The sequence below is a fragment of the Myxococcus sp. MISCRS1 genome (genome assembly GCF_026626605.1).
Lineage (GTDB): Bacteria > Myxococcota > Myxococcia > Myxococcales > Myxococcaceae > Myxococcus > Myxococcus fulvus.
The window spans coordinates 778,638-800,600 of record NZ_JAPNKB010000001.1; the positions used below are offsets into that span (position 1 = coordinate 778,638).

Annotated in this window: 17 protein-coding genes; 9 read left to right on the forward strand and 8 right to left on the reverse strand. The window is 69.3% G+C overall.

Annotation, left to right across the window (positions count from 1 at the left end; genetic code table 11):
- Positions 1-43 precede the first annotated feature (43 nt).
- Together OWM54_RS02820 and OWM54_RS02825 are read right to left on the reverse strand one after the other, a co-directional pair.
- Entirely contained in the window at positions 44-6,097 is a 6,054-nt protein-coding gene (locus OWM54_RS02820) for an alpha-2-macroglobulin family protein (protein ID WP_267696549.1), read from the reverse strand.
- A 49-nt stretch (positions 6,098-6,146) separates the two neighbouring features.
- Positions 6,147-6,794 (reverse strand): RlmE family RNA methyltransferase, encoded by a 648-nt coding sequence (locus OWM54_RS02825; RefSeq protein ID WP_267696550.1) that lies wholly within the window; start codon positions 6,792-6,794, stop codon positions 6,147-6,149.
- 52 nt (positions 6,795-6,846) lie between these two features.
- Between OWM54_RS02825 and OWM54_RS02830 the strand changes: the two genes are divergently transcribed.
- From OWM54_RS02830 to OWM54_RS02840, 3 genes are read left to right on the forward strand one after another with little or no spacing between them, the layout of a single operon-like run.
- Positions 6,847-7,287, forward strand: a complete 441-nt coding sequence (locus tag OWM54_RS02830) for a hypothetical protein (RefSeq protein WP_267696551.1) — start codon at positions 6,847-6,849, stop codon at positions 7,285-7,287.
- Positions 7,288-7,347: 60 nt separating this feature from the next.
- Positions 7,348-7,635 (forward strand): hypothetical protein, encoded by a 288-nt coding sequence (locus OWM54_RS02835; RefSeq protein WP_046713217.1) that lies wholly within the window; start codon positions 7,348-7,350, stop codon positions 7,633-7,635.
- A gap of 36 nt (positions 7,636-7,671) precedes the next feature.
- Positions 7,672-7,968 (forward strand): hypothetical protein, encoded by a 297-nt coding sequence (locus OWM54_RS02840; RefSeq protein ID WP_223750063.1) that lies wholly within the window; start codon positions 7,672-7,674, stop codon positions 7,966-7,968.
- Positions 7,969-8,026: 58 nt separating this feature from the next.
- On the opposite strand, the gene OWM54_RS02845 is transcribed toward OWM54_RS02840, so the two are convergent.
- Positions 8,027-9,166, reverse strand: coding sequence for an acyl-CoA dehydrogenase family protein (locus tag OWM54_RS02845; RefSeq protein WP_141322803.1), 1,140 nt, complete (start codon positions 9,164-9,166; stop codon positions 8,027-8,029).
- Positions 9,167-9,516: 350 nt separating this feature from the next.
- Here OWM54_RS02845 and OWM54_RS02850 point away from each other — a divergent pair, with 350 nt between their 5' ends.
- Genes OWM54_RS02850 through OWM54_RS02865 form a run of 4 tightly spaced genes read left to right on the forward strand, consistent with a single transcriptional unit; the run spans position 9,517 to position 15,539 of the window.
- Complete coding sequence (locus OWM54_RS02850; protein ID WP_255653572.1) at positions 9,517-10,602, forward strand: efflux RND transporter periplasmic adaptor subunit; 1,086 nt, start codon at positions 9,517-9,519, stop codon at positions 10,600-10,602.
- A 41-nt stretch (positions 10,603-10,643) separates the two neighbouring features.
- Entirely contained in the window at positions 10,644-13,790 is a 3,147-nt protein-coding gene (locus OWM54_RS02855) for an efflux RND transporter permease subunit (RefSeq protein WP_223784683.1), read from the forward strand.
- Complete coding sequence (locus tag OWM54_RS02860) at positions 13,790-14,359, forward strand: MarR family winged helix-turn-helix transcriptional regulator (protein ID WP_141322801.1); 570 nt, start codon at positions 13,790-13,792, stop codon at positions 14,357-14,359. Before OWM54_RS02855 ends, OWM54_RS02860 begins: the two co-directional genes overlap by 1 nt.
- A 1-nt stretch (position 14,360) precedes the next feature.
- The gene (locus OWM54_RS02865) at positions 14,361-15,539 is read left to right on the forward strand and encodes a hypothetical protein (RefSeq protein ID WP_267696552.1); all 1,179 of its coding nucleotides are present in this window, start codon (positions 14,361-14,363) and stop codon (positions 15,537-15,539) included.
- Here the strand turns inward: OWM54_RS02865 and OWM54_RS02870 are convergent.
- From OWM54_RS02870 to OWM54_RS02880, 3 genes are all read right to left on the reverse strand, one after another.
- Positions 15,505-16,674, reverse strand: a complete 1,170-nt coding sequence (locus OWM54_RS02870) for a CaiB/BaiF CoA transferase family protein (protein WP_267696553.1) — start codon at positions 16,672-16,674, stop codon at positions 15,505-15,507. The genes OWM54_RS02865 and OWM54_RS02870 overlap by 35 nt on opposite strands.
- A 95-nt stretch (positions 16,675-16,769) precedes the next feature.
- Positions 16,770-17,099, reverse strand: coding sequence for an SCP2 sterol-binding domain-containing protein (locus OWM54_RS02875; protein ID WP_223750067.1), 330 nt, complete (start codon positions 17,097-17,099; stop codon positions 16,770-16,772).
- Between the two features lie 98 nt (positions 17,100-17,197).
- The gene (locus OWM54_RS02880) at positions 17,198-17,566 is read right to left on the reverse strand and encodes a response regulator (RefSeq protein ID WP_174816746.1); all 369 of its coding nucleotides are present in this window, start codon (positions 17,564-17,566) and stop codon (positions 17,198-17,200) included.
- Positions 17,567-17,790: 224 nt separating this feature from the next.
- Between OWM54_RS02880 and OWM54_RS02885 the strand changes: the two genes are divergently transcribed.
- Together OWM54_RS02885 and tatA are read left to right on the forward strand one after the other, a co-directional pair.
- Positions 17,791-18,795: a sensor histidine kinase gene (locus OWM54_RS02885; RefSeq protein ID WP_223750068.1), complete on the forward strand. Its 1,005-nt coding sequence runs from the start codon at positions 17,791-17,793 to the stop codon at positions 18,793-18,795.
- Positions 18,796-18,883: 88 nt separating this feature from the next.
- Positions 18,884-19,108: a twin-arginine translocase TatA/TatE family subunit gene (tatA, locus tag OWM54_RS02890; RefSeq protein WP_223750069.1), complete on the forward strand. Its 225-nt coding sequence runs from the start codon at positions 18,884-18,886 to the stop codon at positions 19,106-19,108.
- A gap of 133 nt (positions 19,109-19,241) precedes the next feature.
- On the opposite strand, the gene OWM54_RS02895 is transcribed toward tatA, so the two are convergent.
- Positions 19,242-21,110 carry an AMP-dependent synthetase/ligase gene (locus OWM54_RS02895; protein WP_141322796.1) on the reverse strand — a complete coding sequence of 623 codons (1,869 nt, stop codon included), beginning with the start codon at positions 21,108-21,110 and terminating at the stop codon, positions 19,242-19,244.
- Positions 21,107-21,847, reverse strand: a complete 741-nt coding sequence (locus OWM54_RS02900; RefSeq protein WP_267696554.1) for a tetratricopeptide repeat protein — start codon at positions 21,845-21,847, stop codon at positions 21,107-21,109. The genes OWM54_RS02895 and OWM54_RS02900 overlap by 4 nt, the downstream gene beginning before the upstream one ends.
- Positions 21,848-21,963 lie beyond the last annotated feature (116 nt).

Sequence of the window (21,963 nt, forward strand, 5' to 3'; positions counted from 1 at the left end):
CCCAGGGGACCCGGGCCCGCCCGGCCCGGGCCCTGGAGCGAGCCTACTTCGCGGCCCCCACCGTGATCACCGCTCCCGACGAGTACGCGGTGAACTCCGGCGCGTACATGGACTGCACGGTGGCGGGCCCCACGCGGAACGTCCCCGCCATGTTGGCGCGCAGCCGGTATTTGAAGGTGTATTCACCCGCGGGCAGCCACTCGAAGAAGAAGTTCGAGCCGGAGTCCCGCGTCTCCTCGTACCAGACGATGCCCAGGTCCCACCGGTGCCGCGACTGCGCGTTCTCCGGCTCCAGGCCCGCCGCGCGCGGATCCCTCAGGTGGACGTACTCCGCCGCGTGCCTGGTGCGCAGCGACAGCTGCACCTCCACCTCGTCACCCGGGGCAATCATCGCCCCTTCCTTCAGCGGCTGGAGCACCACCTGCTTGCCCTCGCGCTCGCGACGGAAGTAGCGCCGCGACACCTGGAAGAAGTCACCCCGGTCCTCGTCCGGCAGCTTCTCCGTGGAGAAGTGCCACGTGGCCGACGCGAAGGCGAAGCCCTGGGTCGTCTTCTCCACCACCACGCTGCTCATGGTCTCCGGCTGGAGCTCCGGCCCGGGCACCACGACCTGGTTCTTCTTCCCCGTGTACGCGTCCGGCGCGAACTCCATCCGCACCACGCGCGGGCCCACCGTCACCTTCGCGTCCTCGCGGATGCCCAGCGCACCCTCGGCCTCCAGGTACTTCACCAGCGCGTAGAGCGCCTCGGCCGTGGCCCGCGTGGACTTCCAGTGGTTGAGCTTCTTGTCGAGCAGCAGCCACTGCACCAGTCCCTCGCGTCGGGAGTCCTTGGGCCGCAGCTCCGTCAGCGTGCGCAGCGCGAAGGCGTGCGTCTCCGTGGTGTCGTTGTACCAGAGCCAGCTGCGGTCCTCGGGGGCCCAGTACGTGCCCAGCTCCTCGCTCGTCTTCGCCGAGTCCATCACGCTGTCCCAGACCTTCAGCGCGTCCGGGTTGCGCCCGGCGCGCTTGAGCGTCAGGGCCAGGTAGCCCTTCAGGTACGGCGAGTGCTTCTTCCAGTGCGTGAAGCTGAAGGCGAGCATCGCCTTGCGCTCGTCCTCGGTCAGCGCGTCGCCCGTGTAGCTCGCGTTCGGATAGTTGGACGCCACGTAGTTGAGGAAGGTGAGGAACTCCCAGCCCACCCCCTTCTTCATCAGCTTCTCGGAGTACTCCTCGCGGTAATGCCGGGCCACGTACTCCCAGGCACGGCTCGTCATGTCCGCCGGGACCTCCACGCCGTACTCCATGGCGCGCGACAGGCCGTGCAGGATGTAGAGCGTCATGTACGGCGACGGCGGGCCACCCGGCCACCAGGGGAAGCCGCCGCTGGACGTCTGCGCCTTGCGCAGCTTCGCCATCGCCGAGTCCCGCTCCGCCCGAGCCACCTTCGGGTCCAGCACCTTCACCAGGCCCGCGTTGCCCTCGCGGCCGCCCTTGGCCAGCTCGAGCCAGGGCGTCTCCTCCAGGGCCATCTTCCGGTTGGGGTCCACCGCGTCCCAGGTCTCGAACTGGGTCTCCCGCTGGCTCATCTCCTTCGCCATCTTCGCGACGGCCGGGTACTTGTCGTAGAGGCTGCCCAGGATGCCGGAGGACACGAAGCGGTTGAGCGTCTGCTCCGAGCACTCGTAGGGGTAGTCCACCAGGTAAGGCAGCGCCTGGAGCGCGGAGTAGAAGAGCTGCGTGTCCACCGTGACGACGAGCTGCTCGTTCACCCGCGTGGAATCTCCACCCTTCTTCAAGTCGTCGAAGCGCATCGTCTTCGAGCCCGGGCCCTTGAGCGTCACGAAGCGCGACTGCGCCAGGTGCACGCGGCCGGGAAGCACGGGCAAGGGCCGCAGCTCTCCGTCGCTCAAATCCCCGGAGCGGGCCTCCACGCGGAAGGCCACCTGGCCCACGCGCGTCGGCGTGGTGAGCGGGAAGCGCAGGCTGGTCCCCCGCCCCGCCGCCACCGTGAAGGCCTGCGACGCGTTCTTCACGCCGAACTCCGACAGCAGGCTCTTGCGAGTATCCGGGTCGACGATGTCCAGCGTGAGCGTGCCCTGCTTCTGCTGCTCGGAGGCGTTGTTCACCACCACCTCCAGCACCGCGCGGTCTCCCTCGCGCAGGAAGCGCGGCACGTACGGCCGCACCATGAGTTCCTTGATGCTGCGCGTGGTGCGCTGGGCCGAGCCCCCCTTCAAGTCCCTCGTGAGGCCGTGGACCCAGACATTCCAGGCCGTCACCGAGTCGGGCACCGTGAACTCCAACGACGCGGACCCGTCGTTGCCCGTGATGAGGTGCGGCACCCAGAACGCCGTCTCCGCGAAGTTGGAGCGCAGCCCGCTGGACGGCGCCTCGGCCTGACCGCCGCCCGGGTTGGGCTTCTCGGCCTTCGCCTTCTGCTCCATCGGCGGCGCCGGAGGCGGCGGAGGAGGAGGAGCCCCCGGAGCATCCTGCTCGCGCATCACCCTCGACTCGTTCCGGACCATCTCCGGAGCCGCCGCGGACGGACTGGCGACACCCCCGAAGCTCATGCGCGAGGACCGGTGCCGACGCCCGGGTCCTCCCACGCCGTAGCCGTCATCGAACCGCAGCCGGTCCGACGAAGGCTGCGTCCACGAGGAGAACTCGCCGTAACCCTGTGACACCAGCCACTGGGCATGCGACATGGACAGCGAGGTCCCCAGCTCCACCGCCGTCGCGCGGTTGGGATAGAGGCTGGAGGCGCTCGGCGGCGAGTGCGGCGCGAACAGGTCCAGCGACTGGTCGTACATATACGCGAGCAGCTCCGCGGCGCCCGCCTCCACCTTCGCGCCCTTCGGGCCCTTCACCGTCACGCGCCAGGTCTCCTTCGCGCCGGGGCGGATCTTGTCGCGGAACGTGGAGAACTCCAGCTGCAGCTCCTTGTTGTCCCACGGGACGAAGACGTGCTCGGTGAAGCGCACGAACTGCCAGTCACGCACGGCCACGAGCACCGCGGTGAAGCCGCCGCGCATCGCCTCCGTCACCGGAATCTCCACCACCGACGCGCCCTCGCCCGCCACCAGCGCCTTGCGCAGGATGCGCGTGTCTCCCTGGTACAGGTCCAACACCAGCGGCTGTCCCTCGAAGCCGGACGTGGCCAGCAGCCGCGCCTTCTCGCCCACGCGCACCGAGGACCGCTCCACCACCAGCGCCGCGGCGAGCTCGGCCGGCGACTTCGTTCCGGCCACCAGCAGCTCGCGCGCCACGGTGAAGGTCTGCCCGAAGGCGTCCTTCGTCTCGTAGTGCAGCCGATAGGCGCCCGCCTCGAGCGCGGGCAGCGTCACCTTGGCCACGCCGTCCTGACCGTGCTGGACACTGCCCTTGGCGCGCTCCGCGCCATCCGCCCAACGGGCCAGCACCGATTCGGGCTTGTAGTCCTGCGCCCAGCGCGGCTGGAGCGCGTCCCCCGGCGTGGGCGAAGGCGCGGCGGCGGGGTCTTCCTTCAGGTTCGGCGGCGTGGGAATCGGCTCGTCCGCCGGCAGCAGCGGCTGCGCGGGCTGCTTGAGCGCCACCAGGCGCCAGCGTCCCTCACCGGGCTGCGGCGCGCCGTCCAGCGTGGAGCGGACCAGCCGCACCTCCGACCTCGCGCCCTGGGACAGGAAGCCCGTGTCCGTCTCCACGCGGCCCTCCACCGCGACGAAGCCCAGGCGGAACGCCCGCTCCGCCGAGCGCGTCTCGCCGCCCTCGTCGGTGGCATCCGCCTCCACGCGGTAGCGCCACGTCAGCCCGGGCGTGCTCGCGGAGCGCTCGTCCGCCTCCGGCGTGAACGTGATGTCGAAGCCGCCGTCCTCCTTCACCGACGACGAGCCCGCGGCGACCAGCTGCCGCTGCTGCGAGATGAAGCGCGTGTCGTACCACCACCACCAGGGCAGCACCGGCTCGCGGTACGCGCGCCAGCGCACCGTGCCGGACGCCACGGGCAGCCCGAAGTAGTAGCGCGCTTCGCCCTTGAAGGTCGCCGGCCGGTTGAGCCGCATCGGCGAGTCCGGGTCCTTCAGCGTCACCTCGAAGGTCGGCCGCTTGTACTCCTCCACGCGCACCGCCGCGCTGCCACCCGACTCGACCTGGACCTGCCACGCGCCCAGCAGCCGGCCCGTGGGAATGGTGAACTCGCCCGCCGCCGAGCCGAAGTCGTTCGTGCGGACCTCCTTCGACGCGACCTCCTGGTAGTTCGGGTCCATCAGCCGCACCTTCACCGAGGTGTGCGGCATCGTCTCGTAGCGCGACTGGCTCGTCTGTCCGCTGTACGCCACCACCTTCCACTGCAGCTTCTGCAGCGGCCGGTAGACGCTGCGGTCCGTGAAGACGAGCGACGACACGACCTGCTGCGGCTCCGAGAAGGGATAGAAGTTCACCCCGTTGAGCAGCATCAGCGCGGACTTACCCTCGCCCAGCACCACGATGTAGCTCTGGTAGTTCTGGCCCTTGGGCGCGTCGAACGACACCTCGCCCTGGGCATTGCTCTTCGCCCGGGCCACGGTGCGCGGGCCCTGGCGGTAGTCCATCTGGACCAGACGCACGGCCACGTCCGGCGCGGCGACGCCCGTGTCGCCCTTCACGATGCGCGCGTCCACGCCCCGGCCGCGGATGTTGCGGGTGATGGCCACCCACGGCGTCACCGACAGGAACGACGCCTGGATGCGGTTGCCCTTCTCACGAAAGTCCTCCCGCGCGGACGCGACGATGACGTACGTGCCCACGTCCTTCAGCGGCGGCGTGACGAAGGTGCGGTGCGGCTGGAAGTCGGGCGTGGCGGGCAGCTGCGTGGTCCACGTGGCCACGGGCTTCGTGCTCCGGACGAGGCGCAGGAGCGCGTCCCCGTACGGCAGCAGGTTGTAGTCGTCGATCTTCTTCAGCCGCGCCTCGACATCCAGCGGGTACGCCCGGAAGTGGAGCGCCGGCACGTTGCGGTGCGTGACCTCCACCGAGCGACGGTTCGCGCCGTCCGACTGCATGGAGACGACACGGAAGTCCGGCGCCTCCAGCGACTCCACCAGCGTCCGGCACCGCGAGGCGCCCAGCGACTTGGGGAACGCCGCCATGCCCGCCTTGCCGAGCGCGTGCGCCCGCACCGCGTGGCCCGCCGCGTTCTCCTGCTCCGCCAGGAGCCCCTGCCCCATGGACCACCAGGGCACGTCCTTGAACCCCGCCAGGTGCGCGGTCAGGTGCTCGCGGATGCGCGCGCGGTCCTCCGCGTCGGTGATGTGCTGATGCAGGACCTCGTAGCGACGCAGCCGCGCCTCCAGCGCCGCCTCGCGCCGTCCGCCCGCGCGGTGCCAGGACTCCAGATCCCCCAGCACCGCGGCCACCTTCACCAGCGGGTGGATGTTCGGGTCCGTCAGGTCCACCACCGGCGTGCCCTCCAGCAGCGAGCGCAGGTCCAGCTTGAAGACCTCGTTGGCCTGCTCGGGCAACCAGTGCGTGCTGTCGGCGAGCAGCTCCACGCGCAGGTACGTGACGGCGTCGCGCAGCGTGGGCCGGATGCCTTCCGGGTACGTGTTCAGCTGCAGGTACTCGGACAGCGCCTTCACCGGCTCCTGGCCCAGCGCCTGCCGCTGCTTCCAGAGGTCCTCGTACGCGCGCTGCGCCTCGGTGATGAGCTGCGAGTACGTCCACGCCTTCAGGTCCACCGGCCCCGAGGACGCCACCTGCTCGCGCTGCCGGACCTCCCAGCTGTAGACGCGCGCGTACGTGACGAGCGAGTTGGCGTAGTAGAGGTTCAGCGCGGCGCGAGACAGCTGCCCCTTGGGCCAGGGCTCCTCGCGCAGGAAGCGCACCGCCGTCTCGTACCCGTGCAGCGCCCTGCGCAGGCGCACCGTGCGGAGCAGCGCGCGCGTCCACTCGGCCTCGTCCTGACCTTCACGCGCCTTGATGAGCCGGGCCTCCGCGCCCTTCGCGGCGGCCTCGTACTGCTGATTCGACTCCAGCGCGTCGATGTCCTTCCACGAGGGAGGCGCCTTCGCCGCCGCGGCGCCGAGCGCGGGCGGGGCGAAGAGCAGCAGGGACACGAACAACAGCGCGACAGTGGATGCCCAGGTGCGGAGGGTGTGGTGCATGGTCGGCACTCTAGACACAGGTGGCCGCCCCACCGTTCCACAATGCGGATCAACTCGCGGGGGGCGTCCCCTCCGACGGCGCCTTGCGGCGCAGCCCCACCAGGTAGACCTCCATGCTGGCGCCGCGCGTCGCCTCGGGGCGCACCACCTTCACCTCCTCGAAGAGGGCGCGCACCTGGTCGCGGAAGTCCTCGAAGTCGCCCCCCATGAACACCTTCGCCACGAAGGACGAGCCGGGCCGGCCCCGCTTCTGGGCCAGCTCCAGCGCCTTGCCCGCCAGCCGCAGGCTGCGCGCCTCATCCGTGGCCTTGATGCCGCTCGTCTTGGGCGCCATGTCGGAGATGACCGCGTCGAAGAGGCCGTCATGCAGCGCGGTGAGCTTCGCGTCGAAGTCGTCCGCGAGCACGTCCAGCACCGCCGTGCGCACGTGCCGCTGGGTGAAGGGACGGATGGCGACGATGTCCACGCCAATCACCTGCCCCGTGCCTCCCACCGCGTCCGCGAGGATCTGGAGGAACCCTCCAGGCGCGGCCCCCAGGTCCAGCACCACATGGCCCTTCTTCACCATGGGGAAGCGTTTGATGAGCTCGTCGACCTTGAAGGCGGACCTCGCTCGGAGGCCCTCCTGCTTGGCTTTCTGGAAATAGTGGTCTTTAGGACGGTAGGGCTTGCCCATGTCAGGGGGGCTCCCTACCATCCGCTACTGTCTTCGGGAAGCCGGGGCAGGCGTGGGTGTCGAGGCCCGCGCAATGGCGATTCCGGAGGACGAGGCGATGGGCACCCGGAGCTTGACGCTGGCGCTGTGCTTCACCCTGCTCTCCTCGGGCGGGGCGGTCTACTGCTACACCCGGGCGGATGCGCTCCAGGTGCAGGGGCAGTGGCTGATGGAGCGCGGCACCGCCCAGGCCCAGGAGTACGCCCAGCGGCTGGACGACAAGGCCGCCGCCGCCCAGCTCAAGACGTTCTCCGAGCGCCGCGGGGTGATGGAGAAGGCGCACCTGTGGGAGCGCGGGATGATGCTGGCCGTGCTGGCCGCCGCCCTGTCCCTGGTGGGTGCCTACGTGCTGTTCCTCCTCAAGCGCCTGGATGACCAGCTCCTGGATGCCCTCGGGGAGCTGCGCCCCTCCGCGCCGACCTCGCCCGCTCCCTCGGAGCGCACGCCGGCGCTCGTGTCCAGCCTCCAACGGTAGGCCTCCCGGCCGTCACGCCACGCTGGCAGAATGTCCCCCTGCTCTTTCGCGGAGGTGGTCATGGCCGGCTGTGCGCACTGTGGACACACGCTCGACATCATCGCCAACCAGGTCGGCCGCAGCGACACGTGTCCGAAGTGTGACGAGGACGTGCGCTCGTGCCGCAACTGCCGGCACTACGACGCGAGCTTCGCCAAGGAGTGCAAGGAGCCCTTCGCGGAGGTGCCCTCCGACAAGGACGGCGCCAACTTCTGCGAGCTGTTCCAGATTGGCGAGGGCGGCCTGCACGCGAAGGCGAGCCGCGACGCGCTCATGAGCGCCGCCGAGGCCCTGTTCCGCAAGCGATGAAACGCCCCACGGCGGGCCCGTGATAGACGCTCGGGCATGAACCGAAAGCTCATCGGACTGCTCGCGCTGCTCGTGCTCCCCGGCTGCGTCACCGTCGCCGCCACCACCGCCGCCGTGCCCAAGGAGCGGGCCACGGAGTGCGTGAAGATCTGCACCGACCTGGACATGGAGTTGGGCGCGTTGGTCATCATCCGCAACTCCGCGGGGTGCGTGTGCTCCCCCAAGGGCAAGCCGGCGACCCCCGAGGACATGGGCGCGGCGGCGGCGGGAGCGGTGCTCGACGACGAGCAGCAGAGCGGCACCTACGCCTCGCAGCAGGGCGGCGTCCGCTGAAGGAGCACGCCCGGGCGGACCGGACACCACCGTCCGCCCGAGCCGTGCTCACGGCCTCCTAGAAGCCGTAGAGCTTGGAGATGATCTCCTTCATCACCTCGGAGGTGCCGCCGCCGATGGTGATGAGGCGCACGTCGCGCCACATGCGGGCGACGGGCGTCTCCTCCACGTAGCCCATGCCGCCGTAGAACTGCTGGGCGTCGTAGGCCACACGCTGGGCCAGGTCGCCCGCGAACAGCTTCGCCATGGAGATCTCCTTCACCGGGTTCTCCTTCCGGTCGAAGAGGTCCACCGCGTGGTACGTCAGCCGCCTGGCCGCCTCGATGGCCGTCAGGTGCTCCACGAACTTGTGGCGCCACACCTGGAACTTCATCAGCGGCCGGCCGAACGCCTCGCGCTCGTTGCCGTACTGGATGGCGTCCTCCATCATCCGCTCCATGCCGGCCACCGCGGTGATGGCGCCCACCAGGCGCTCGCCCTGGAAGTTCGTCATGATGTGGTAGAAGCCCTCGTTCTCCTCCCCCAGCACGTAGCGCGCGGGGATGCGGCAGTCCTCGAAGTACAGGACGGCCGTGTCCGAGGACAGGTTGCCCACCTTGTCGAGCTTCTTGGAGACGCCGAAGCCCTTCACGTCCGTGGGGAACGTCACCAAAGAAATGCCGCCGTAGCCGGCCTCACCCGTGCGCACCGCCAGCGTGATGAAGTCCGCGCGCGTGCCGTTGGTGATCCACATCTTCGAGCCGTTGATGACGTAGTCGTCGCCGTCCCTGCGCGCCGTCGTCTTGAGGCTCGCCACGTCCGAGCCGCAGCCCGGCTCGCTCACGCCCAGCGCGGCGATCTTCTCGCCCTTGAGCGCCGGCTCCAGGAACTCCTTCTTCTGCTCGTCGGTGCCGATCTCGTTGATGATGGGCGTGGCCATCTGGCTCTGCACCAGGAGCGCCATGTTCACGCCCGCGTTCTTGCTGTAGCTGAGCTCCTCGCAGAACGCCGTGACGTACCAGTAGTCCAGTCCACTGCCGCCGAAGCGTGGATCATGGTTGATGCCGAGGAAGCCCAGCTCCGCGCACTTCTTGAACAGCTCGCGCGGGAAGATGCCGGCCCGGTCCCACTCCAGCCCGTACGGCGCCATCTCCTTGTCGACGAAGGCTCGCACCGTCCTGCGAAACGCCTCGTGCTCCTCGGTGAACGGGTTCGGCATGCACGCTCCTCCCTGGAGAAATCCGGGGGGTACCTCGGGGGATTGATTCGCGAATCAATACGCAGCCCCGTCCGGTGGGCAACACCCGTGACGCAACCGGCAAGGTGACGCAGTGAGCCAACCCGCTCGCCCTCCGGGGCAGGTCCCGCAGAAAGTCCTGCTTGCCCGGTAAGCGGGCGTTAGGTAGGCGCGGCAGGAGATAGTCCGCATCACGGAGTATCCCCTTGACAGACAGTTCAGTCTCTGTAGTTTCTGGGGCGCAGACTTTCCATGGCATCAAGCCGGAGCAGCGACCTGGAGGAGTCCAGGTCACGCGAGCCGGCAGGAGCAGGACGATCGTGATTCGACGCATGTGGATGGCCGCGGTGCTGGCGGCGGTGATTTCGACGGGCTGCGGCAAGGGTGGAGCCCAGCCGACCCTGCCCCAGCAGACGGGCCCGGCGGCGATGGGCGTGAAGGCGATTGCGCCCGCCACGGAGCTGGAGGCCAGCGTGACGCGCGTCACCGGTCAGGTCCGCTCCAAGCAGGAGGCGACGCTCAGCCCGCAGGCCAGCGGCACCATCGCGAAGATGCTGGTGAAGGTGGGCGACAAGGTGAAGAAGGGCCAGGCGCTGGCGGTGCTGGACACCTCCAACATCCTCATCGGCGTGGAGCAGGCGCGCGCGGTGAAGGCGGCGGCGGAGGCCGGGCTGCAGCTGGCGACGAACAACCTGGAGCGCACCCGCAAGGTGGCCGAGGGTGGCGGCATCGCGGCGGCCGGCCTGGACCAGGCGGAGATCGGCCAGAAGCAGGCGGCGGCCCAGGCGGCCCAGGCCACGGCGGCGCTGCGCATGGCAGAGGAGAACCTGCGCGACATGACCATCGTCGCCCCGTTCGATGGTGTCATCACGGCCCGGCTCAAGAACCTGGGTGACTCGGTGGCCATGACGCCGCCCACCGCGGTGTTCACCCTGGTGGACACCACGGGCCTGGAGGTCCGCGCGCTCGTGCCCGAGTCCGTCGTGGACAAGGTCAAGCCCGGCGTGAAGACGCACGGCACGGTGAGCCCCAGCGGCATGCGCTTCGAGGTGCAGGTGGCCACGGTGGGCGCGGTGGTGGACGCCACCAACCGCACCGTGGAGGTGCTGGCGGACGTGGTGGGTGAGACGACCAACCCCCTGCGCCCCGGCGCGCTGGTGGACCTGGACTTCTCCAACGTCGCGGAGCAGGCGGACGACAAGGGCCTGTTCCTGCCGACGCAGGCCGTCTCCGCGCGAGGCCAGGACGGCTTCGTGTGGGTGGTGCAGGACGGCACCGTGCGCAAGCGCGACGTGCGCGTGGAGCGCGTGCTCCCCGGCTACGTGCGCGTCCTCCAGGGACTCAGCGCGGACGAGCGCGTGCTCGCCGACTCCTCCCTGGACGTGAAGGAGGGCACGGCCGTCCGCGTGGTGCAGTGACGCCCTGCCCTTCCCCTTCGAGACTTATAGGGAGCTGCTGAATGAGCCCACTCAAGACATTCATTTCACGACCCATCTTCACCGCCATGTTGATGATGGCGGTGGTCGTGTTCGGCATCAACGCGTACCCGCGCATCGGCGTGGACCAGTTCCCGGACGTCGACTTCCCCGTCGTCACGGTGACGACGGTGCTGCCCGGCGCGGACCCGGAGACCATCGAGAAGAACGTCAGTGATCCGCTGGAAGAGGCGCTCAACACGCTCAACGGCGTGGAGCAGCTTCGCTCCATCAACATGGAGAGCGTGTCGCAGATCGTCGTGCGCTTCACGCTGGACACGGCGGTCGACGTGGCGGCGCAGGACGTGCGTGATCGCGTCCAGGCGACGCTGAGCAAGCTGCCGAACGAAATCGAGACGCCCGTCGTCGAGAAGTTCGACATCGGCGCGGCGCCCATCGTCACCCTGTCGCTGTCCGGCGCGCTGCCCATCCAGGAGCTGACGCGGACGGCCGAGGACATCGTCAAGCCGGCGCTGCAGCGTCAGCCGGGCGTGGGCAGCATCGACGTGACGGGTGGCCGGGAGCGTGAAATCCAGCTCGTGGTGGACCCGGACCGCCTGCGCGGCTTCGGCATGGCCATCAGCGACGTGAGCCAGGCGGTCAAGGCGCAGAGCCTGGACATGCCGGGTGGTCGCACCATGGACTCGGGCCGCGAGCGCGTGCTGCGCCTGACGTCCGAGGCCAAGAGCGTGGACGACATCCGCAACATCATCCTCACCAACACCAACGGCGCGCCGGTGCGCGTGCGTGACGTGGCGGACGTGGTGGACGGCCCGGAGGAGGCGCGCGGCGCGGCGAAGAACGGCGACCGGAGCGCGGTGGCGCTCATCGTGCGCAAGCAGTCCGGCTCCAACACGGTGCAGGTGGCCGAGCTCATCAAGGAGTCGCTGGCGGACATCAACAAGCAGCTGCCCGAGGGCATCCTCATCGAGACGGTGTCGGACAACTCGCGGTTCATCCGCTCGTCCATCGCGTCGGTGCAGTTCGACCTGGTGCTCGGCGGTGTGCTCGCCGTGCTCATCGTGCTGGTGTTCCTGCGCAACCTGAACTCGACCATCGTCGCCGCGATTGCCCTGCCGGTGTCCATCGTCGGCACGTTCGCCGTGATGGCCGCGCTGGGCTTCACGTTCAACATGATCACCATGCTGGCGCTGACGCTCTCCATCGGTCTGCTCATCGACGACGCCATCGTGGTCATCGAGAACATCGTGCGTCACATGGAGGAGGGTAAGTCCCCCATGCAGGCGGCCATGGACGGCGCCGGGCAGATCGCCGTCGCGGTGCTCGCGGTGACGCTGGCCATCGTGGCGGTGTTCATCCCCGTGGCCTTCATGGACGGCATGATGGGCAAGTTCTTCTACCAGTTCGGCGTCACGGTGGCGGTGGCCACGCTCATCTCCTACGCCGTGTCCATGACGCTCACGCCGATGATGTCGTCGCGCCTGCTTCGTCACCACGGCCAGCCGACGGGCATCTCCGCGAAGGTGGAGAAGGTGCTGGTGGGCATGGAGACCGGCTACCGCAACCTGCTGGCCGGCATCCTGCGTCGCCGGGCGCTGACGCTGGTCATCGCGGTGGGCGTGCTCTTCGCCACCTTCGCGATGGCGCGCTTCCTGAAGTTCACGTTCATCCCCGAGCAGGACAACGGCAACATCAAGATGACGGTGGAGCTGCCCATCGGCTCGACGCTGCAGGAGACGCAGGCGGAGCTGGACCGGCTCGACGCCGTCATCCGGCCGTTGCCGGGCATCGCCTCCACCTTCGCCACCGCCGGTGGCGGCGTTCAGGAGGAGGTGCACAAGGGTGAGCTGCTCATCAACCTGGTGAACGTGAAGCTGCGCGGCTACACGCAGGGCGAGCTCAAGACGTACCTGCGCCAGAACATCAAGGCGCCTCCTGGCGTCCACCTCGCGGTGCAGGACATCTCGCCGGTGGCCGGTGGCGGCTCGCGCACGCAGGCGGTGCAGTTCAACCTGCGCGGCGACAACTGGCAGCAGCTCATCGAGACCGCCGACAAGGTGAAGGCGGCCATGGCCAAGAACCCGGGCCTGGTGGACGTCGACTCCACGTACCGCTCGGGCAAGCCGCAGTACGACGTGGAGGTGGACCGCGAGCGCGCCGCCGCCCTCGGCGTGCCGGCCGCGTCCCTGGGCGCCACGCTGCGTGCCTTCCTCGGCCGCGACAAGTTCATGGACTACCGCGAGGGGGGCGAGACGTACGAGGTGAAGCTGAGCCTGCCGCCCTCCACGCTGGCGTCCGCGGACTCGCTGGGCAAGCTCACGGTGCGCTCGCCGAGCGGCCAGCTGGTGGAGCTGCGCAACCTGGCGAAGATCACCCCGGCCGACGGTCCGGTGCAGATCGACCGCGAGGCGCAGAAGCGGCAGATCACCCTGCTGGCCAACCTGGCCAGCGGCTACCAGCTCTCCGAGGCCATCGCGTTCATGAACACGACGGCGCAGGAGCTGGCGCCCGCGGGCGTCATCCACGACTTCGAGGGCAACGCGAAGGAGCTCGGCAAGGCGGTGACGGCGTTCGTCTCCGCGCTGCTGCTCGGCATCATCCTCGTGTACATGATTCTCGCGGCCCAGTTCGAGAGCCTGGTCCACCCGTTCACCATCATGCTGTCCCTGCCCTTCGCCTTCATCGGCGCCATCGGCGCGCTGCTCATCACCGGGCAGGCCATGTCCATGTTCGCCCTCATCGGCGTCATCATGCTCATGGGTCTGGTGGTGAAGAACGGCATCCTCCTGGTGGACTTCACGCTGCAGCTTCGTGAGGAGGGCAAGTCGGCCACGGAGGCGCTGCTCGGCGCCGCCCCGGTGCGTCTGCGTCCCATCCTCATGACCACCATCGCGATGATCGCCGGCATGGTGCCGGTGGCCATCGCCCGCGGCGACGGCGCCGAGACGCGCGCGCCCATGGCCATCACCATCATCGGCGGTCTCATCACCTCCACGGTGCTGACGCTGGCCGTGGTGCCGGTGGTGTACTCGCTGCTGGATCAGCTCACGGAGAAGTTCAAGCGCAAGAAGGGCCCGGGCTCCGCTCCGGACCACGGCACGCCGCACGCCGTGGACCCGCACAGCGGCAAGCCCGCGGTGGCCGCCGCCGCGCGAGTGGAGACGGCCTGATGCGAGTGCCGGCCAACAGACCGGCCCTCCGCGTGCAGCCGACGGGCGCGGGCGAGGAGGAGCTGGAGTCCACCGAGGATTCGGGCGCGGCCTACGAGGCGCCCCCCGAGGAGGACACCTCCACGCCCGCGTCGCGGCGGCTGCACGACCTCATCATCCAGCTCGGGCGCTACCGCTCGTTGAGGGATCCGCTGCACGGAATCTGCGAGAGCAACCAGCTCACCCCCACGCAGATCCACGTGCTGATGTGGCTGGGCAACGACGGCCCCACGCACGTGGGCGTCCTGGCCCAGCGGGTCGGAATCACGAAGAAGACCATCACCGGCGTGGTGGACCGGCTGGAGGACATGAAGATGGTGGAGCGCACGAGGGACGCCGAGGACCGGCGCGCCGTCGTCGCGCAGCTCACCCCGGAGGGCGTCAAGCTCTTCACCCTCATCAGCCGCAGCGTGGACCAGGGGCTGCGGCGGATGCTGGACCTGCTTCCCCCCGATGACCAGGAGGCCCTCTTCGGCCTCCTGGAGCGGGTGCTGAAGCGGCTCGGGACCACGCCCGAGCAGGCCATCTAGGATGGACGAGCGCGCGTCGGTGGCGACCTCCGCCCGACGCGCGCTCCGTCTCCTGGCGTGCATCCCCTGTCTCCTCTTCACCCCGCAGGTTCGAGCCGAGCCCTCGCCGCTCGCGCGTGAGCTGGCGTCCAGGTGCCGTGCGTGGGCCTCGGATGCACGGGCTCCGTGGGCGCTCGCGCATGGCATGGCGCTGGACGGGCGTGCGTTCCGCGCGGCGGATGGACGGCTCGCCGCCGAGGTCGTGGTGGCGGACTTCCTGCGCCAGGCGCCCGCGCGAGAGCAGACCGCGGCGAGCCGGGCGGACGTCTACTTCGAGTCGTTCACGTCCGACGGCACACCGGTGGAGCCGCACCCCGCGCTCCAGGTGAAGACGCTGCTCGCCTCCGGGTTGCCCTTGTCACAGCGCTTCAAGACGGACTGGGGCGAGGTGACGCTGCGGGAGTTGGTGGAGGACGTGAAGCGCGACTTCCGCATGGCGCAGGTGGAGTCCGGTGAGAGCGCGTGGATGTTGGAGGCGCTCTCGCTGAGCTCGCGGCCCGGGGATTCGTTCCGTGACTCGACGGGGCAGCGGGTGCGCGTGGATGAGGTGATGACCCGTGCGCTCACGGCGCTGGAGACGGCGAACGCGGAGCTGGCCGAGGGGATGAAGGCGAAGCGGCCCGAGGTGCCCAAGCGGGGCCAGGGCATCTACGCGCATCCGTGTGGCGGGCTGCACTACTTCCAGGCCGTGGCCGGCTGGGCGCGGCATGCCTCGGTGCGCACGGCATGGAGACAACGGCTCGCGGCCCAGGTGAACGTGCTGCTGTATCGGCTGGATTCGGAGACGCGGCAGTACGAGACCGCGTGGGCCTCGGCGCCCGCGGAGCGCGAGCGCGTCCTCGCGCAGATGCTGAAGTTCCAGGGGCATCTGCTGGAAACCCTCGGGCGATTGAGGGAGGACACGGGCTGGCGCCCTACCCCCGCACAGCAGCAGACGGTGGAGCGGGCACGCCGGTACCTGGAGAACACGGTGCGCCGGATGGACCAGACGGGCCTGCTCGCCGCCCCCGCGGCGGTGGCCGGGCGCGACCCGCAGCTCGCGCTCGACCTGGTGGGCGATACCTGTCACGCCGCTCGAGGAGAGTCCTTCTGGAGCCCCCGAGAGCTCACACGCCCAGCCGCGCCATCTCCTCCTCGGTGAAGCCCGCCTCCGAGAGCACCTCGCGCGAGTGCTGTCCCAACCCGGGCGGCTCGCGCAGCGGCGTGGGCCCCATGCGCAGCGGCGTCAGCAGGTGCGTCACCTTGCCCAGCCTGGAGTCCTCCGCCTCGACGAAGAGCCCCCGGGCACGCAGCTGCGCGTCCTTCAGCACGTCGTCCCCTTCGGCCACCGGCTCCACGCACAGGTCCGAGCCGGCGAACCGCTCCGCCCAGTGCGCCAGCGGCTTCGAGGCGAACAGCTTCGTCAGCTCCGCCTTCACCCGCGCGCCCGCCTCCCCTGGCGCGTACGCGTCCTCCATCAGGTCCGGCCGCTCCAGCCGCTCGCACACGCCCGAGAAGAACTTGGGCTCCAGCGCGCCCACCGCCAGCCACCGGTCGTCCGCCGTGCGGTACAGGCCGTAGCACGCATACCCGCCGTTGAGCGCCTCGCGCCCGCGCTCCAGGGGCGCGCCCTGCTCACCCATGAAGAGCCGCGCCGCCAGGTGCATGTGCAGGAACGCCGTGGCCCCGTCCGTCATCGACACGTCCACGAACCGGCCCAGCCCCGTGCGCTCGCGCTCGTACAGCGCGGCCAGGATGCCCACCAGCGCGAAGAGGCTGCCGCCACCGATGTCGCCCATCTGCACGCCCGGGAACGCCGGCGCACCGCCCGCCTCGCCGCCGTAACCCAGAAGCCCCGCCCGGGCGATGTAGTTCAGGTCATGCCCCGCCTTGAGCCGGTCCGGCCCCGTCTGGCCGTACCCGGAGATGGAGCAGAAGACGAGCCGGGGGTTCTCCGCGCGCAGCACCGCCTCCCCCACGCCCAGCTTGTCCATGCCCCCCGGACGGAAGCTCTCCACCAGCACGTCGTGCGTGCGCGCGAGCTTCTTGAGCGCCTCACGCCCCTCGGGCGTCTTGAGGTTCAACGTCAACGAGCGCTTGTTCCGGTTGAGCCCGTAGAACAGCGCCCCCACGTCGTCACGCGACGGCGGCATCGCCCGGACGTAGTCACCGCCCTCCGGCTCCTCCACCTTCACCACCGTGGCACCCAGGTCCGCCAGCACCAGCGTGGCGTAGGGACCGGGCAACAGGCGCGACAGGTCCAACACGCGCAAACCCTTCAGCGGCAACGTCGACATGGGAGTCTCTCCAGGAGGTGCTCGGGGGCCCGAAACGACACGCGGCGCGCTCCCGAGGACGGGGGCGCGCCGCACATGACTCACTCAAACGGCCATCAGCCCAGGATCTTCGCCAGCTTCATCGCGAGACCCATGTCCATGGGCTTGAACTTCAGCTTGCCCTGCATGGCCGCCATCTGGGGGTTGAGCGTCTTGTTCTTGATCTTCACGAAGTCGTCGTTGCTCACGAGGATGGTCATCTTCGACGCACCTTCGTGGCCGGCGGAGACCCAGCCCTCGGACTTGGTCAGGTCCAGCGTCCACTTCCCGCCACCCTCACCGGAGACGTCGAAGTGGATGATGGCGTTGACCTCCTTCGCCAGCTCCGGCTTCGCCGTGAGCTTCTGCGGAATCTCGGTCTCGATGATTTCCTTCGCGGTCGTCATGGGGCGCTCCTTGGCCTGGTCGTTGATTGGAGAATCAAGACGGGGGGACCGTAATGTCGCCCCCCTGGCAGGTCAAGGCATCAGATGCGCCGTGTTCATCACGCGCTGGTCGTGTTCGCGGCCGACGAGGGCAGTGAGCGGCGCACCATGTTGAGCAGATCATTGAGCTCGAACGGCTTGGCCAGGTGCCCCACCGCGCCGATGTCCTGGGCCTTGCTGCCCACGTTGCGGTCCGCGCTGAGGACGATGATGGGGATTTCCGCGTGCGTCGTGGGCCGCTGGCGCATGCGCTGGGCGAACTCCCACCCGTCCATCACCGGCATCATCAAGTCCAGCAGGATGAGGTGGGGGGGCTCCGGCTCGAGGCGCTCCAGGGCCTCCTTGCCGTTGCGCGCGCGGCGGATGACGAAGCCCTCGGCCTCGAGGATTTCGGAGAGGGCTTCGAGGATGTCCGGATCATCGTCCACGACGAGGACGACGGGGGCACCATCAGGCTGTGTGTTAGGCGGAGTCAGGGCAGTCTCCCTCGGTGCGACGCTGGGGATTCTTCCACCATCCTCCCACCCGGCGGCGCAACAAAAACGCGCTCCCCGCACGCGACGGGGGTGCACGTTGCAAAACCGACAGTCACGCCCCACCCTTTCCGTGACCTGCTGGACGGGAGGTGGAAAACGTGAGGAGCCCAGGGGAGATGGGAGCTGGCAGCACGGCGGAAGCGCCTGGCCTCGTCCTCGTCCCCACGCAGGGGCCCCCGCGCCTGCTGGGCGGCCTGCTGCTCGAGCATCTGGGCCTCCAGGCGCTGCCCGGGGACGTGAGCTCCCTGGACGCCCTGCTGGGCGCCGCCGGCTTCCAGCGCCGCATGGGGGACGCGCGCCTCTGGGAGAAGGACGACGACCACGTCCTGCTCGCGGGCGAGGAGTCCCTGGGCGACGGGGGGCGCCTGTTCTGGACCTTCCCCGTGGCGTGGGACGAGGCCGACAACCGCCGGCGGGTGCGCTACCTGGGCATGGCGTCCCACGACCTGCGCGGCTCGCTGGCCAACATCCGCTCCTATGCCGCGCTGCTGCTCAACGGCCGCTCGCCGCTGGAGCCCAAGGTGCAGCGCGGGCTGGAGACCATCCTGCGCAACGCGGACCGCTCGCTGTCCTTCTCGCAGGACTTCTTCGACTCCAGCCGCGCCGACCTGGGCTCGCTCGCCTGCGAGCCGGAGCGCCAGCCCCTGTTGCCCCTGCTGGACGCGGCGGTGGAGCGGCAGCGCGCGGCGGCCACCGCCGCCAACGTGGCGCTCGTGCTGGACCTGGACCCGAGCGAGGCCCAGCCCGAGGTGAGCGTGGACGGCGCCCGCATCCAGCACGCCCTGGAGGCCTTCATCCTCTACCAGCTCTCCCGCGCCCAGCCCGGCGAGGTCATCCACCTGCGCATCCATCCCGGCGCGCCCCGGGTGCGGGTGGAGGTGCGCCGCGAGGGGGTGCCCCTGTCGGACGAGGACGCCTCGGCGGTGTTCCGGCGCGAGGAGCGGGCCTTCCGGGAGAAGAAGCTGGAGGATCCGCTGCGCATCTACCTGGCCCGCCAGGAGGTGGAGGCGCACGGGGGGAGCGTGGGGGTGGAGACGGATCCGTCCGGCAGCTCCCTCTTCATCACCCTGACGGCGGTGCCGGGGGCCACGCTCGCAGAGGCAGCGGCCCTCCAGGCATGACACGTCCGCTCTTGCTGGCGGTCCAAGGCGCCCCCCGGTATGCTCCGCCCGTTTTCACGAAGGAGCCGTGATGCTGGGGCTGAAGCCGATGGAACTTCTTCTCATCCTGTTTGTGCTGCTGCTCCTCTTCGGGGCCACGCGGCTGCCGCAGCTCGGCTCGTCCCTGGGCAGCGCGATTCGCAACTTCAAGCGCGGCTTCGGCGGCGAGGAGGACGCGGGGACGCCCGGCGCCGACAAGAAGGGCGGCAACCTGGCCAGCGGCGGCAACGTGGACAAGGACGTGAAGTCCTCGTCCCCCAGCAGCCACGCCTGAGCCCCGCTTCCTGAAGCACCCTTGAAGCGCGACGCCCGCTCCACCCCTCCTCAAGGGGCCGAGCGGGCGTTGACGTTTCCACCGGCCAGCCGGGCCCCCGGTCGACCGCACCGGGGGCGAGCGGCCTTGAGCGCTACTCGACGACGGCCACGTTGTCGTACATGGCGTCGATCTGCGCCTTGTACTTCTGGCTGCACACCTTGCGCTTCACCTTGAGGGTGGGCGTCAGCTCGCCGGACTCCTGGGTGAAGTCGGCGGACATGATGGTGAAGCGCTTGATGGTGGCGTACGGCGGCGAGTCCGCGTTCACCTTGTCCAGCACCGCCTTCACGGCCGCGTGGACCTCGGGGCGCTTGGCGTTCTCCGCGTAGCTGCCCACCGGGGCGCCCTTCTCCTCCAGCAGCTTCTTCGCCGTGTCCTCGCCCACGGTGATGAGCGCCACCAGGTACGGGCGCTTGTCGCCGTACACCATGGCCTGGCTGAGGATGGGGAAGGTCTTGAGCGTGTTCTCGATGTTCTGCGGCGCCACGTTCTTGCCGCCCGCGGTGACGATGATGTCCTTCTTGCGGTCGGTGATGCGCAGGTAGCCGTCCGAGTCCAGCTCACCGATGTCCCCGGTGTGGAACCAGCCGTCCGCCTCCAGGACCTCGGCCGTGGCCGTGTCGTTCTTGTAGTAGCCCTTCATGATGCAGGGGCCACGGGCGAGCACCTCGCCGTCGGAGGCGATCTTCACCTCGGTGCCCGGCATGGCGGGGCCCACGGTGCCGATCTTGATCTTGTTCGGGCGGTTCGCGTTGGTGGGCGCGGCCGTCTCCGTCAGGCCGTAGCCCTCCACCACCTTGAAGCCGAGCAGGTCGAAGAAGTAGCCGATCTTCCGCGACAGCGGCGCGCCGCCGGAGACGAACAGGCGCATGTTGCCGCCCAGCTTCTCGTCCAGCGTGCCGCGCACCTTGGTGAACACCAGCTTCTTGGCCAGGGTGAACGCCAGGCCGTCGTAGTCGCGGCCCTGCTGCTTCGCCTCGACGTACTCGTCGAACAGCTTGAAGGCCCAGCGCGCCATCCGGCCCTTGAGGCCCGGGGCCGACGTGCCGTTGGACACCACCGTGTTGTAGACCTTCTCGAACACGCGCGGCACCGACGGCAGCACCGTGGGGCGCGTCTCCACGATGTTCGCCATCAGCTTGTCCACCGACTCCGCGATGATGAGCCGGAAGCCCATGGACAACCACGCCGCCTTCACCACCTGCGCGAACACGTGCGCCAGCGGCAGGAACAGCATGACCGCGTCGCTGGGCTCCATCATCCCGATGGCCTGCACCGCGTGCGCCTGGTACGTCCAGTTGCCGTGCGTGAGGATGGCGCCCTTCGGGTCACCCGTGGTGCCCGAGGTGTAGATGAGACAGTTGGTGTCCTCGGACTTCACCGAGGCCACCCGCTCCTCGAAGGACGCCGGGTTGGCCTGGTGCGCCTCGCGGCCCTGGGCCATCACGTCCGCCAGCGCGACCTCCTGGCCGCCCGCCACGGCGCCCTCGAAGACGATGACCTTCTGGACGGTGGGGCACTCGGCCAGCTTCTGCCGCACGCGCGTCAGGCGGCCCGCCTGCTTGGCATCCTTCTCGTCATTGTCCACGAAGACGAAGGACGTCTCCGAGTGCTTGATGACGTAGCGGAACTCGTCCGGGAGGTTGGACGAATAGATGGGGACGGTGATGGCCTGCGCCGCCGTGATCGCCAGGTCCGCGACGATCCACATGAGGCTGGTGTTGGCGAACAGCGCCACCCGGTCCCCGGGCTTCACGCCCTGCGCCACCAGGCCCGCGGACAACGCCTTCACGTCGTCCAGCACCTGCCCGAAACTCACGTCCTGCCAGCGGCCGTCCTTCTTGTGCGTCACACCCGCCTTGGAGGCGTTCTGCGCGCGCTGGATCAGCAACTGGACCAGGTTTCCCTCCTGCGCTCCGGCCGCCGAAGCCGAAGGTCCTACCTGATTCTCTGCTCTCACTTGAGCTCCTCCTCGATGTCGGCTTCGACCTTCTTCGCCCACTCCTGGATGCGCCGTCCCTCCGAGGGGTCGTACGCGACGCTGCCCTGCTTCACCTTCTGGATGGCGTTGCGCGCCTCCTTCGCCTTGTCGTCCCTGAGGAGCGTCTCGGCCAGGAAGTAGTATGCGCGCAACATCTCCGGATGCTGCTGGATGGCCTTCTCGTAATACTCGGCCGACTTCTTGAGGTCCCGCTTGGGCCAGGGCAGCTCGTAGTAGTAGCGCCCCTTGGCCAGCAGCGGCGCGGCGCCGTAGAAGCCGGAGTCCAGCTTGATGGCCGCGTCGAGCCGCTCGTTGAACTTGCCTTCAAGGCCCTCGCCCAGCGCCTTCATCACCCCCACTGCTTGAGAGTAGGCGCCAATCCCCGCCGCCGCGAAGTAGTGGCCTTCCACGCGGTTGGGGGCCAGCTTGACGGCCTTCTCCGCCACGTCCCACGTCTGCCGGCCGAGCACCTTCTTGAGCTTCTCGCTCGCGGCCCCGTCCGCCTGCCACTGGAGCTGTCGCGCCTGGCGCCACACCAGCTCGAAGTCGTCCGGCGTCACCGACAGCGCCGCCTTGAGCTCGGCCTCCAGCGCCTTGCCACCCTCCGCCTCGCCACGTCGCTCATGCAGGGCATCCAGCCGAGCGAGCAATTCCGGCTCCGCCGCCCGTGCCGAAACCGCCACGAACGAGCACAAGGCGAATAAAATCAAGCGCATGGCGGGTGGGCTTAGCACGCACGCTCGGTTGCACGCAAACGACCAGGACCGACTTTTCCACCAAACAGAAGGGGCGGGTCCAGCCAGGGTAGAAGACCCCGCCAGTCCCGCCCCAT